Consider the following 12,896-nt stretch of genomic DNA (forward strand, 5'->3'; position numbering starts at 1 on the left):
TTTCCAGCCGGGGTTCGGGGGCGTTCAGGCCAACGCGGCCATGGCCCGGGCATATGCGGCCCGGTCGGGAGCCTTGAAGAACGAGGTGCCGGCGACGAAGGTGTCGGTGCCGGCGGCGCGACATTGGGCGGCGGTGGCGAGGTCGATGCCGCCGTCCACCTCGAGCCGGAATTTCAGGCCGCGACTTTGGCGCCAGCCGTCGATCTCGCGGATCTTGGGCAGCATGTCGGCGCGGAAGGGCTGGCCGCCGAAGCCGGGCTGCACGGTCATCACGAGGACGAGGTCGACGAGATCGACGAATGGCGCGATGGCCGAGGCGGGGGTGCCGGGATTGAGCACGATTCCGCACTGGCAACCGAGTTCGCGGATGCGGGCGAGGGTGGCGCGGTGATCGTAGGCGGGCTCGATGTGGATGCTGATCAGGTTGGCGCCGGCCTTCGCGAAGGCTTCAACGTATTTGTGCGGCTCGGCGAGCATCAGGTGAGTGTCGAAAAAGGTTTTCAGGCCGGCGCGGCGCAGGGCGGCCAGCACCTCGGGGCCGAAGGTCAGGTTGGGCACGAAATGCCCGTCCATGATGTCGAGGTGGAGCCAGGGGGCGCCGGCCTCGGCGGCGAGGTGGGCGCTGATCGAGAGATGCGCGTGGTCACCGGCGAGCAGGGAGGGGGCGAGAATGGGGGAGAAAGGCATCGGAGGACAGAGAACGGATGACAGAGGACGGGGATGGCTCAATCCCGGAATCTGTACGGCGGCCTGAGGTGACCGTCCTTCGAGGTTGATCGCGGGCGATGTCGCGCGACCGCGTTCCTCAACCTGCGCGGAGCGCAGGTTCCACCCATGAATCTCACCAGGTGTCCAGGACGGCGTGGACGGCTTCGTTGGCCAGCGAGTCTGCGAGGACGGGGATGATCTGAGATTCGGCGGGAACGAGGCCGTCGTCGGTGAAGACGCCGCGGGTGGCTTCCAGCACGCGATCCGCGAAGTATGGTTCCTCACTGCCGCGTTTCAGGAGCGAGGCGCGGGCCTGCAGGTTCAGGTCGAAGCGTCGGGCGAGGCCGGTGTCGGTGGGCTGCGAGACAGCCAGGGTGCGGCCGTAGCGGGCGATCGTGACCTGAAGGACGGCGTCAGCGGACTCGGCCGAGGCGGCGAGTTGCACGCGGCCGTCGCGGAGGAAGGCCTCGCGGAGGCGGGTGGTGAGTTCCACACGGGCCTGGGGGACGAGCGCCTCGCTGGTGACGGGGGCGACGAAGAGCGTGGTGAACTTCGGAGCCGTCCCGGTGCCCAGCTGGTAGCCGGCGCAACCGGTGAAGCCGAGGACCGTGGCCAGCAGGCAGAGGCCGGGGGTCAGAAGACGGAGGGCACGCATGACTCTGGATGCTTCTCCCGCAAGGGCGGGATCAGGGTGCGGGGGGTGAAGCCGGGGGCCGGCTTAGAAAATCCAGAAGCGCTTCGGCTTCTTGGGCGTGGCCGGCTTGGGGGTGTCGGACGGGGCCGGGGCGGCCGCGGCCATTTCCTCGAGCTTGGCATCGACCACGGTGAGTTTCTCGCGGGCCTGGGTGGCGACGGCGGAATCGGGATAGACGGTGATGGCCTCGTTGTAGAAGACCTTCGCCGCCTTGTAGTTCTTGCGGTGCTTGAAGTAGTAGTCGGCGATGACGAGTTTGCTCTGGGCAAGGACGGTCTTCATCTCGTCGAGGCCCTTCTCCGCGGCGGCCATGCCGGAGTGCCCGGGGAAGAGGATCATGTAGTCCTCGTAGTAGGTGATGGCATCGGTGGTGGAGGCCTGGTCGTAGGCGGGGCCGTCCACGAGGGAGGTGTGCGTCTCGGCGATGCGCAGGTAGGCGTCGGGCGTCAGGACGTTGCGCGGGTAGGTGTTGATCATGCGGTCCAGCGCATCGATGGCCGCGGGGGTCTCGTTCATCTTCTTGTAGCCCTTGGCCGCATTCATGAGGGCGAGCGGGGCGTAGTCGCTGTAAGGCGCGGTGAAAACGATGGTTTCGAAATAGGCGACCCCGCGCTCGCGGCTGCGGAAGCCGGGAAACCAGCTCCAAGTCTTGGCGCGTTTGCCGTCGGTGAGGTCAGAGGCGATGCGGTACTGTTCGCCGATGACCTGGTTGAACTTCTCCGAGTTGGGGTAGCCGCTGACCAGGGCCTGGTAGCTCTGGAAGGCCTTGTGGTACTTGCGCTGCTTCTGCTGGATCAGGCCGGTGCGGTAGAGGGCCTCGGCGGCGTAGACGGAATTGCGGTAGCGCTTCGTGACGCTGTTGTAGTGGCGGAGGGCGGTGCCGTCCTTGCCGGCTTCCTCAGCGAGGCGCGCCTTGTTCATCAGGTCCAGGGCGTTGCGACCGTCCTCGCCCATGAGGCTGGAGAGGGCACCCCCCTCGACCTTCCAGCCGCCGTCGGGTGTCCAGACCAGGTCGGCGGCGAGGCGGGCAGGGAGGAGCAGGAGCACCGCGAGCGCGGCAAGGGAAAACAGGGGGGAGGGGCGGTGCATGGGACGGAGGCTTACCATCGAACAAGAGTGGCACCGTAGGTCAAGCCAGCGCCAAAAGCCACCAGGAGGGTCAGGTCGCCCGGCTTGATGCGGCCGGCCCGGCGGGCCTCGTCGAGGGCGAGCGGGATGGTGGCGGAGGAGGTGTTGCCGTAGCGGTCGAGGTTCACGAAAAACTTTTCCAGGGGCATCTTCAGGTTGCCGGCGAGGGCCTCGATGATGCGGATGTTGGCCTGGTGGGGGATCACAAGGCTGATTTGGTCAGGCGTGAGGTGGTGTTGTTCCATCATTTCCCGGGCGACGGTCTCCATCACGCGGACGGCGCTCTTGAAGACCTCGCGGCCGTTCATGTGGATGCAATGGCCGTGGTTGGCGATGGTCTCGGGGGTGGCGGGGGTGCGGCTGCCGCCGGCGGGGATGTAGAGGTTGTCCACGAAGGCACCGTCGGCGCCGAGATCGGTGCCGAGGATGCCGATGCCGGGCTGGTTGACCTTGTTGAGGACGGCGGCGCCGGCGCCGTCGCCGAAGAGCACGCAGGTGGTGCGGTCGGTCCAGTCGGTGATGGTGGAGAGCTTCTCGGAGCCGATGATGAGGGCGCGTTTGTAGCGGTTCGTCTGGAGCTGCCCGTAGGCGATCTCGAGGGCGTAGAGGAAACCGGAGCAGGCGGCGGCGATGTCGAAGCAGGTGGCGTGGGCCGGGACGCCGAGCTTGTGCTGCACGATGCAGGCGGTGGAGGGCAGGGGCAGGTCGGGCGTGCAGGTGGCCACGATCAGCAGGTCGATGTCGGCGGCGGTGACCTTGGCGTCGGCCAGGGCGGCGGCGGCGGCCTTGACGGCGAGGTCGGAGCAGGCCTCGTCCGCGGCGGCGATGCGGCGCTCGCGGATGCCGGAGCGGGTGCGGATCCACTCGTCGGTGGTATCGACCTTCTGGGACAGCTCTTCGTTGGTGAGGACCTTGGCGGGGCTGTAGGAGCCGACGCCGGCGATGATGACGGAAGTCATGTAGGGATCAGGAAGCGGGGGTGGCGACGGGCGCCGGGGCGGCGAGGAGGGCGTTGGCGCGGGCCACGTCCGACTCAGTGTGCTGGTAAAGGTCCTGGTGGATGATCTTGGCGGCGGCGCGGATGGCGCTGGCCAAGGCGTGGCGGTTGCTGGAGCCGTGGGCCTTGAGGATGTTGCCGCGGACGCCGAGCAGGGGGGCGCCGCCGTAGCGGTCGGGATTCATGCGCGACTTGAGGGCGTCGAAGGCGCCCTTGGCGAGGACGGCACCGCCCATGCGCAGGGGGTTGGCCTTCAGTTCCTGCTTGAGCAGGCTGGTGATGAACTTGGCGAGGGATTCCCAGGTCTTGAGCAGGGTGTTGCCGACGAAACCGTCGCACACGATCACGTCGACGGTGTCCCGGAACACCTGGAAGCCCTCGACCGGGCCGACGTAGTTGATGATGCCGTTGATGCGCTTGAGGCGATCGTTGGTCTCGGTGGTGAGGGTGTTGCCCTTGCCCTCCTCGGTGCCGATGGAGATGAGGCCGACGCGGGGATTGGCCACGCCGAGGATGACCTTGGCGTAGTTGGCGCCGAGGATGGCGTTGTGGACGAGGTGCTCGGGGCGCGGCTCGGGATTGGCGCCGGCGTCGATGAGAATGAAATGGCCCCCTTCGCGCGGGATGACGGCGGCGAGGGCGGGGCGCTCGACGCCTTCCATCATGCGCAGGCGCAGCGTGCTGCCGGCCATGAGGGCGCCGGTGTTGCCGCAGCTGATCGTGACGCGGGCGGCCCCGGTTTTCACGAGATCGATGGCCCGGACCATCGAGGAATCCTTTTTCCGCTTCAGGGCCTGGAGGGGTTTGTCCTCCATCGTGATGACCTCCGAGGCGTGGTGGATCGAGACGCGCGGATTATCGGCCAGGCCGGCGGCAGCCAGCAGGGGGCGCAGGACGGCCTCGTCGCCGACGAGCGTGACGGGATCCATGGCCGCATCGGCCAGCACGAGCTGCACCGCCGCGACAACCTCGGCGGGGCCCAGATCTCCGCCCATCGCGTCCACCGCAATTCGGGCGTTATCGGGCGTGGGACTGGGGGCTTCGGGGTGGATGGGGAAAAATCCAGCCTACAAACCCGGTCAAACCTCGATGTCCAGCACCTGACGACCGCGATACATGCCGGTCTTGGGATTCACGCGGTGCGGGCGGAAAGCGCCACCATCGGTGTCCTTGGCGAACTGGGGGGCCTTGTAGGCGTTGCCCGCGCGGCGGTTAGCGCTGCGGCGCTTGGATTGTTTGCGTTTCGGATTGGCCATAAGAGGGATTGGTAGTGCACCGGCGACGTAAAAGCCGGCACATATTCGTGTATAAAGACGAGGGTCGTAAGGTGGGGGTCAGGGGCCGTCAAGTAGTTACTCGTCGCCCTGAGGTCCGGGGCCTCAAAGGAGGTAAAAAAGGGCCAAGAGGGCCGCCAAAGCCAGACGGTAGTAGGCGAAGAGGGCCAGGCCGTGGCGGGAGATGATATGGACGAGGAATTTGACGGCGATGAGGGCCGAAATCGCGGCCACGGCTCCGCCCAGGAGCACGTGGCTCCAGCCAAAGACCTCGATCATGGCCGAGCCGGACCGGAAGCCCTTATAAACGGCGGCCCCGGCCAGGGTGGGGAGGCCGACCAGGAAGCTGAATTCCGCGGCCTTGGCGGGACTCAGGCCGGCGAGGTAGCCGCCGACGATGGTCACCATCGAACGGCTGGTGCCGGGCCAGAGGGCGATGCATTGAAAGAGACCGATGCCGATGGCCTTGCGGGGGGTGAGGTCGGCGGCGTCGCCCTTGGCCCGACCCACGCCGGTGTGGGCGTCGCGCCAGCGTTCGGCCCACAGCATCAGGATGGCGCCCGCGACCAGGGCCACGATGACCGTGCCGAGCGAAAACAGATAACGGTCGATGAGATCGTGCAGCAGGAATCCGGTGAAGGCGATCGGGAGGAAGGCCAGCATGACGTTGCGGAGCAACCGCAGGCCGGCGCTGCTGCGGCCCAGCAAGCCGCCGAGCATCAGGAAAAATTGCTGCCAGTATAGAAAAACGACGGCGGCGATGGCCCCGACCTGGATCACCACGGCGTAGGTGTCGGCGGCAAGCTTGAGGGTGAGCGGCACCCCGTCCGGATACCGGGGGGAGGGTGGCTTGTGCCAAAGCGGCCGGCCCTGCGGGTCCTTGAGTTGGGCGGTCGATTCGAGGCCGAGGACCCGGTTGGCGATGATGAGATGGCCCGTGCTGGAAATGGGCAGGAATTCGGTCACGCCCTCCACAACACCGAGGACGATGGCGTCGCCGACCCCGAGTTCCGCCACGGGCGCCGGTGCGGCCGGCTCGGCGGCGGACAGAGGGAGCACCAGCAGGAGGCCGGCGCAGAAGAGGCGGGGCAAAAATGACACGCGGCAGTTTCCCTGCAAAGGTCCGGTGCTGTCGAGTTTTATGCTTTGCGGGGCCGGGAGTTTTGATTCTGCTCGCGGCCAACATGGCCGTCCTTCCCGCGCTCACCCTCAGCCTCCAAGCCCGTCAGGATCTCACGGCCGAGGAAGTGGCGGCGGCGGCAGCGGCGCTGGCTTCGCCCGACGTGACGGACGAGCCGAAAGCCGCCTTTCTGCTGGCGCTGGCCGACAAGGGCGAGACCGCGGCGGAGATTGCGGGCCTGGCCGCGGCTTTCCGGGAGCGGGCGGTGAACCCGGGCGTCGAGGCGTTCGCCCCGCGGGCGATCGACATCGTCGGCACCGGGGGGGACCATGCGGGGGGCTTCAATATCTCCAGTCTGGTGGTGCTGGTGCTGGCCAGTGCGGGGGTGCCCGTGATGAAGCACGGCAACCGCGGCATCACCTCGAAGTGCGGCAGCGCCGACCTGCTGGCGGGCCTCGGCGTCGACCTCGCGGCACCGCCGGAGAAGTCGCGGCAGGCGCTCGCGCAGCTGGGTTATGCCTTTTTCTTCGCGCCGAACTACCATCCGGCGTTCAAGCACATCGGCCCGGTCCGCAAGGCGCTGGCGGCGCAGGGGCGGCGCACGGTGTTCAATATTCTCGGTCCGCTGATCAACCCCGGCCGGCCCGCGCATATTTTGCTGGGGGTCTATGCGGCGCCGTTGGTGGACAAGCTGGCGGAGACCCTGGATGAACTGGGCCAACCCTCGGGTCTGGTCGGGCATGGCATCATCGGGGAGGGCCAGGGTATCGATGAGCTGACCACCGCCACGGCCAACCGCGTGCGCGGCGTGGGTCGTTTGCGCGAGGTGCGCGGCACGTGGGGCGCCGAGAGTTTCGGCCTGCCGACCGCGTCCTTCGATGATTTGCGGGGAGGGGAGGTGGCCGCGAATCTAGCCACGGTTGAGGCCATCCTGGCGGGGCACGGCCCCGCGGGTCTCGTTGACACGATCCTGTTCAACGCCGCGACGGCGCTGTATGTCGCGGGCCGCACCACCGGCATCGCCGAGGGGATCGGGCCGGTGCGCGAGCTCCTGCTCGGCGGAGCCGTGCGGGCCAAGATTGCCGCCACCCGCGAGTTTTACCTTTCATGAAGCGACTCTATTTCGGCACCGATGGCGTGCGTGGTCCCTATGGCAGCGCGCAGATGAACGAGGAGCTGGCCTGGCGCCTGGGCGCGGCGGCGGCGGCCTGGTTGCGCGAGAACGGGGTTGGTCCCGGGGCGACTGTGCTCATCGGCCGCGACACGCGCCAGTCCGGCGCCGCGCTGGAGCAGGCGCTGGCGGACGGCCTGGCGCAGGGCGGGCTGGGGCCGCGGTCGCTGGCGATTTTGCCGACACCGGCGGTCTCGCTCGCCGTGCGCCGGCAGCGGGCGGCGCTGGGGGTCGTGATCACGGCGTCCCATAATCCGGCCACGGACAACGGCATCAAATTTTTCGGCCCGCAGGGGCTCAAGCTCACCGACGAGCAGGAGGCGCGGATCGAGGCCTTGATGCCGGCGCAGCGCACGGGGGCGCCGGCGGGGCCGCTCGGCGCGGTGGATGGGATCACGGATTACCTGCGGGTTATCACCGAGTCCTTCCCCTGCCGGCTGACGGGTTGGCGGATCGTATTGGACACGGCGCACGGGGCCACCGTCGAGACGAGCGGCCGGGTGCTGCGGGCGGCGGGAGCCGAGGTGATCGCGCTCGGCGCGGCGCCGGACGGTCGCAACATCAACGCGGGCGTCGGCAGTGAACATCCCGAGGCGCTGGGCGCCGCAGTGCGGGCGCACGGGGCCCGGCTGGGGATCGCGCATGACGGCGACGGGGACCGGTGCGTGCTGTGCGACGAGTTGGGCGCCGTGCTCGATGGCGACGAGATTCTCACGATTCTGGCGCTCCATGCCTTGGCGCAGGGACGCCTCGCGCAGCGCCTGCTCGTTACGACGCAGCAAAGCAACCTGGGGGTCGAGGCCGCGCTCGAGGCGGCCGGCGGCCGGGTGGTGCGCACCCCGATCGGGGACCGTTATGTGACCGAGCGCATGCGGGCGGAAGGCGCCTCGCTTGGCGGCGAATCCTCCGGGCACATCATCTGTGCGGAGGTCACGCCCACGGGGGACGGCCTCGTGGCGGCGCTGAAGGTGATCGAGGTGATGGTGGCGACGGGCCGGCCGCTCTCGGAGCTGCGCCGGGCACTGGTTAAGTTTCCCCAGCGGTCGCTGGCCTTACGTGTGCGTGAGAAGCGGCCGTTGGAAACCCTGCCCGGATTGACCGGAGCCGTGCGGGCCCTGGAGGCCGAGCTGGGTGCGCGCGGACGCGTGTTGGTGCGCTATTCCGGGACCGAGTCCAAGTTGCGGCTGCTGATCGAGGGGCCTACCGACGCCGTGGTGGCGGCCGGGCTGGAGCGGTTGCAGGTCGCGGCCCGGGCGGAGTTGGAAGTGCTCTGACGCCGGCCGCCCCGCGCCGGGGATTAGCCGAGGCGCTCAGCCGCCGGGGGCGAAGGCGGGCAGGTCCACATCGAGAAAGCGGCAGGCCGCCTCCCAGGTGGACACCACCTCGATATTGAACGGACCCAGCCAAGCCGCCTTGAACATCAGGCCGAGCGCGGTCGGTTTGGGCTCGGAAAAGACCACGACCCACTGGCCGGCGCTGGCGCTCCGCTTCTGCAAAAAATCGATCAGGGACTGCAATTCCCCGAGCCCGGCCCGGGTCGTGACACCGTCGAGGTTCACGATGCCGTTGAAGAAGGGATCGAAATCAGGATCGGCCCACAGTTGCACGACCCCGCGCGTGACGTCGCTCAGGGAGACCGAGCCGCTGAACCGCAACAGGCAGAGCCGTTGGGCTGTCAGGATGCGGTAGGTGAATTTCGGGGCGAGGGTCGCAGGCATGGGTCGCGCAGGGGATCATCGGACGCCACGCGGGGGGCGCACAATCAAATACCCACCGGGAAGGTGTCCCGACCGGGCCGCGGCGCCGCAGCACTCAGCTGCCCAGGACGATCTTGAGGATGCGGCCGAGATCGCCCACCCGGTAGGGTTTGGTGAGGTAGCCGAGGAACCCCATGTCGCGGTACTGGCGGGCCATGTCGTCGTTGTCGTAGCCGCTGGCGATGATGGCCCGCACCTCCGGGTGCATCTCGCGCAGGAGCTTGAAGGTCTGTTCGCCGCCCATGCCGCCGATGATGGTGAGGTCCATGATGACGGCATCGTAGGGCCGGCCGATGTTCAGGTAGCGCTTGTAGAGCTGGACGGCCTCCGCGCCGTGGCTGGCCAGGTCGCACTTGTATTCGAGGCTTTCGAGCATGCCGCGGGTGAGTTCGCTGATCTGGGGATCATCATCCATGAACAGGATCCGGCCGGTGCGGGTGGCGACATTGAAGGCGGGGGCGCGGCGGGCGACGACTTCCTCGGGGGCATCCGCCACGGGCAGAAAGACGCTGAAGGCGGTGCCGACGCCGAGTTCGGAATCGACGCCCATCTGGCCGCCGTGGCGCTTCACGATGGACAGCACGGTGGCGAGCCCGAGGCCGGTGCCGGACTTCTTGGTGGTGAAGAAGGGATCGAAAATCCGCTCGAGGTGCTCGGGCTTGATGCCGCTGCCGTTGTCGCGGACCTCGACCTTGACATAGACGCCGGGCGCGAGGGCGGGGACCTCGGCCTCCGCGAGCGCGACATTGGCCGCGGTGACCCAGATCTGGCCCTGGCCGGTGGGCATGGCCTGGATGGCGTTGATGACGAGGTTTTGGAAAACTTGCAGGATCTGGGCGCGGTCGACGCAGATCGTGCCGGTGCCCGGGGCCACCGCGAGCTCGACCTTCACGGTGGAGCCGGCGGCGGCCAGGCGCAGGCTGTCGGCGAGGACGTCGGCCGGTTTGACGACCTGCCGGACGGCGGTGCCGCCCTTGGAGTAGGTGAGCAGTTGCTTGCTCAGGGCCTTGGCGGCGAGGCAGGCGCGTTCGCTGTTCTCGAGGGCGGTGTAGTCGTGGTTTTCCTTGGCGAGGGAGACGCCGCCGAGAATGGTGGTGAGGAGGTTGTTGAAGTCGTGGGCGATGCCGCCGGCGAGCTGGCCGAGCGAGTCGAAGCGGTTGGCGCGGAGCAGTTCCTCGGGCGTGAGACTCATCTCGGCGGGATCGCGGAAGACGATCACGCCCCCCACCGGCACCCCGGCGGCGTCGATCACCGCCCGGGCGCTGAAGGCGATCGGGCGGGGCGCGGCGGCGCCGGTGTCGAGGGCGAATTCGGCGTTGAGCGTCACGGGTTCCCCGGTGGTGAGCGCCTTGTGCACGGGGCTTTCGCCGGGCTCGCCACTCTGCCGGTGGACGAGGCGGAAGATTTCACCGGATTCCTGGCCGAGGCACTGGGCGAGGGTGCGGCCCAGGAGCCGCTCGGCCTTGGCGTTGAGGTGCAATACGTGGCCCGTGGCGTCGGTGAATAACACGCCCTCCTGCAGCTCCGCCAGCAGCACGGTCAGGTGGCCCAGCGGGAGCGTAGGCTCGGCCTCGCCGGCGGGCCGCGGGCCGGGGAGCGGGACGACGAAGCCGAGGACGCGCTGGAGTTCGCGCTTGCGCGAGATCTGGCGGACGATGCCGGCGTGGACGAGCACGTCGCGGTCCTCGCGGTGGCGCAGGCGGATGACGTCGAAATAGGAGACCTGGTCGGGGTGTTGGGCGAGGAAGTAGGCCGGCGCGCCGCCGAGGGTTTCGTCCATGGGCAGGCTGCGCAGGACGGACTCGAGGGTGTCGGGCAGCTCGCCGTCGGCGTAGCCGAGCAGCGCCTTGAAGCCGGGGGAGAGCCAGTAGAGGCCGGCGGCGAAATCGAGGTCGAAGAGGCCGGCGCGACCGCGGTCGCCGAGTTGGGTGAGGCGTTCCTCGGCGCGCAGGCCGGATTCCTCGAAATCCTTGCGGTCGCTCGCGTCGAGGTGGGCGCCGATCACGCGCTGGAGCGAGCCGTTGGGGCCGTGCTGCTGGAGCCCCACGCACTGGAGCCACACATAGTGGCCGTGCGCGTGTTTCATCCGGAACTCATGGGAAAAGGGCCGGAGGCCGGTGGAGCCGGCCCGTCCCTGCCGGTCGGGCGCGGCGGACGAGTCGTCGGGGTGGATGAGGTTGAGCCAGGTCTCGTAGGTGTTGGGCAGGTCGGTGTCGGCGTAGCCGAGCAGGCGCTTCCACATGGGCGAGTAGTAGATCTCCTGCCGTTGGAAGTTGAGGTCGAAGAAACCGAGCGGGCCGCGATCGTTGAGCTGGGTGAGAAAATGGTCGGCCGGGTCGGCGGGCGGGAGCGGCAGGCTGATGAAGGCGAGGTAGCGGGCCGGGGTCTCGCCGGATTTCTCGATCCGGACGGTCACGTCGTAGGCGGCGGCTTCCTTGGGTTGCAGCTTGAGGGTGATCGGGCGGTCCGCGGTGGCGGCGAGCAGGACCTCCCACTGGGCTTGGACCCAGCGGGATTCACGGGAAGTGACGTCGAAGTCGAAGAGCTGGGGAAAGTAGTCGCCGGCCAGTTCCTCCGGCTTGGCCTGCCAGATGGCGCAGGCCGAGGCGCTGGCCAGTTCGATCCGTCCGTCCGCCGCCAGCACAAGCACCGCGCCCGGCCCATGGCCGGTGCGGGCGACGGAGGGAGTGGACGGGTGGTGCACAGGGGTGAGGGTGTGCGGACGCCGGGCCACTCGCGAGCCCAGAGCGCGCCTGGACCGGAGTGGCGGCGGGATTTTTAACGCGTTTTGACGAGGTCGCCGGCGGAAAAGGCCAGGGCGCCGGTCTGCTGCCAGGCGCGGACCCGTTGCTCGAGAAAATCGATCCAGACCGGCTGGTCGTTGAGGCAGGGGATGTGGGTGAACTCCTGCCCGCCGGCCTCCTTGTATTGTTCGGCGCCCTCGACGCGGATTTCCTCGAGGGTTTCCAGGCAGTCGGTGACGAACGCAGGGGTGATGACGAGGAGGCGTTTCTTGCCCGCCTTGGGCAATTCCTCGAACAGGTGGTCGGTGTAAGGCGCGATCCAGGGCTCGCCGGCGATGCGGGACTGGAAGGAGATCGACCACTTGGCGGGGTCCAGGCCCGCGGCGCGCACGAATTCGTGGGTCGTGCGGGTGACCTGCGCCTTGTAGCAGGTGGCGTGGGCGGGGGAACAGGTGGTGCAGCAGTCGGGGACGACCTGGCAATGGGCGTGGGAACTGTCTCCCTTGGTGAGGTGGCGCACCGGGATGCCATGGTAGCTGAACAGCAGGTGGTCGTGGGGCTGGGCCAGGTAGGGGCGCGCGCTGGTGACCAGCGCCGAGATGTAGTCGGCGTCGGCGAAGTAGGGTTGCACGCACTCGATCTTCAGGTCGGGGGCGATTTTGGCGGCCTCGCGCTGCACCTTCACGACGACGGTTTCCCAGCTCGACATGGCGTAATGCGGATACTGGGGAAAGAGCAGGAGGCGGTCGACGCCCTGCCGGACCAGCCGGTGGAGGGCGTCGGGAATGGACGGGTTGCCGTAATTCATCGCCAGCTCGACGGGCAAGGGCGTGCGGGCCTGGAGTTTGGTCTGCGTGTGCCGGCTGGTGACGACCAGGGGGGAACCCTCGGGCGTCCAGACGCTTTCGTAGGCGTGGGCGGATTTCTTCGCGCGGAAGGGAATGATGATGCCGTTGACCAGCAGGCGGCGGAGGAAGCCGGCGGCAGGCTTGTCGATCACCCGTTCGTCTCCGAGGAATTCACGAAGGTAGCGTTTGACGTCGGGGACCGACGTGGATTCGGGGGAACCGAGGTTGAGCAGGAGGACGGCGGATTGGGACATGTTGGTGACGGGAACAGACGTGGCGGAATGGCACGCAAAGTCAACGGGCCGGGTCCGAAAAGCGGCGGTGGCGGGTGGCGGCGGCCGGCCCGGCCGGTCATTCTGGACTCGGCAGCCGCAGGTTTATCGTTAAAGAACGGGATCGGGATGGACGATTAACGGGCTGGCCGCCCGGGAATCTCCGTCCCGCGACCCGACCGA

At 68.1% G+C, this 12,896-nt stretch carries 12 protein-coding genes; 2 read left to right on the plus strand and 10 right to left on the minus strand.

Annotated elements, in window-relative coordinates; genetic code table 11:
• Positions 1-24: 24 nt before the first annotated feature.
• From rpe to Verru16B_RS12350, 7 genes are all read right to left on the minus strand, one after another.
• Complete coding sequence (rpe, locus tag Verru16B_RS12320) at positions 25-687, minus strand: ribulose-phosphate 3-epimerase (RefSeq protein WP_069962561.1); 663 nt, start codon at positions 685-687, stop codon at positions 25-27.
• Between the two features lie 154 nt (positions 688-841).
• Positions 842-1,363 carry an LPS assembly lipoprotein LptE gene (gene lptE / locus Verru16B_RS12325; RefSeq protein WP_069962562.1) on the minus strand — a complete coding sequence of 174 codons (522 nt, stop codon included), beginning with the start codon at positions 1,361-1,363 and terminating at the stop codon, positions 842-844.
• 63 nt (positions 1,364-1,426) lie between these two features.
• The gene (locus Verru16B_RS12330) at positions 1,427-2,491 is read right to left on the minus strand and encodes a tetratricopeptide repeat protein (RefSeq protein ID WP_169829291.1); all 1,065 of its coding nucleotides are present in this window, start codon (positions 2,489-2,491) and stop codon (positions 1,427-1,429) included.
• Positions 2,492-2,502: 11 nt separating this feature from the next.
• Positions 2,503-3,489, minus strand: coding sequence for a beta-ketoacyl-ACP synthase III (locus Verru16B_RS12335; protein ID WP_069962564.1), 987 nt, complete (start codon positions 3,487-3,489; stop codon positions 2,503-2,505).
• Positions 3,490-3,496: 7 nt separating this feature from the next.
• Positions 3,497-4,531 carry a phosphate acyltransferase PlsX gene (gene plsX, locus Verru16B_RS12340; protein WP_257785134.1) on the minus strand — a complete coding sequence of 345 codons (1,035 nt, stop codon included), beginning with the start codon at positions 4,529-4,531 and terminating at the stop codon, positions 3,497-3,499.
• A 75-nt stretch (positions 4,532-4,606) separates the two neighbouring features.
• Positions 4,607-4,783, minus strand: a complete 177-nt coding sequence (gene rpmF, locus Verru16B_RS12345; RefSeq protein WP_069962566.1) for a 50S ribosomal protein L32 — start codon at positions 4,781-4,783, stop codon at positions 4,607-4,609.
• Between the two features lie 123 nt (positions 4,784-4,906).
• The gene (locus Verru16B_RS12350; RefSeq protein WP_157772398.1) at positions 4,907-5,902 is read right to left on the minus strand and encodes an undecaprenyl-diphosphate phosphatase; all 996 of its coding nucleotides are present in this window, start codon (positions 5,900-5,902) and stop codon (positions 4,907-4,909) included.
• Positions 5,903-5,985: 83 nt separating this feature from the next.
• Here Verru16B_RS12350 and trpD point away from each other — a divergent pair, with 83 nt between their 5' ends.
• Positions 5,986-7,032, plus strand: a complete 1,047-nt coding sequence (gene trpD / locus Verru16B_RS12355; protein ID WP_069963734.1) for an anthranilate phosphoribosyltransferase — start codon at positions 5,986-5,988, stop codon at positions 7,030-7,032.
• Entirely contained in the window at positions 7,029-8,366 is a 1,338-nt protein-coding gene (gene glmM / locus Verru16B_RS12360; protein ID WP_069962567.1) for a phosphoglucosamine mutase, read from the plus strand. The genes trpD and glmM overlap by 4 nt, the downstream gene beginning before the upstream one ends.
• 36 nt (positions 8,367-8,402) lie before the next feature.
• Here the strand turns inward: glmM and Verru16B_RS12365 are convergent, their stop codons facing one another.
• From Verru16B_RS12365 to hemH, 3 genes are all read right to left on the minus strand, one after another.
• A complete protein-coding gene (locus Verru16B_RS12365; protein ID WP_069962568.1) occupies positions 8,403-8,810 on the minus strand; it encodes a hypothetical protein in 408 nt (135 codons plus the stop codon).
• Positions 8,811-8,904: 94 nt separating this feature from the next.
• The gene (locus tag Verru16B_RS12370; RefSeq protein WP_169829292.1) at positions 8,905-11,553 is read right to left on the minus strand and encodes an ATP-binding protein; all 2,649 of its coding nucleotides are present in this window, start codon (positions 11,551-11,553) and stop codon (positions 8,905-8,907) included.
• Between the two features lie 74 nt (positions 11,554-11,627).
• Positions 11,628-12,695 carry a ferrochelatase gene (hemH, locus tag Verru16B_RS12375; protein ID WP_069962570.1) on the minus strand — a complete coding sequence of 356 codons (1,068 nt, stop codon included), beginning with the start codon at positions 12,693-12,695 and terminating at the stop codon, positions 11,628-11,630.
• Positions 12,696-12,896: the final 201 nt, after the last annotated feature.

The organism is Lacunisphaera limnophila (assembly GCF_001746835.1).
GTDB classification, from domain to species: domain Bacteria; phylum Verrucomicrobiota; class Verrucomicrobiia; order Opitutales; family Opitutaceae; genus Lacunisphaera; species Lacunisphaera limnophila.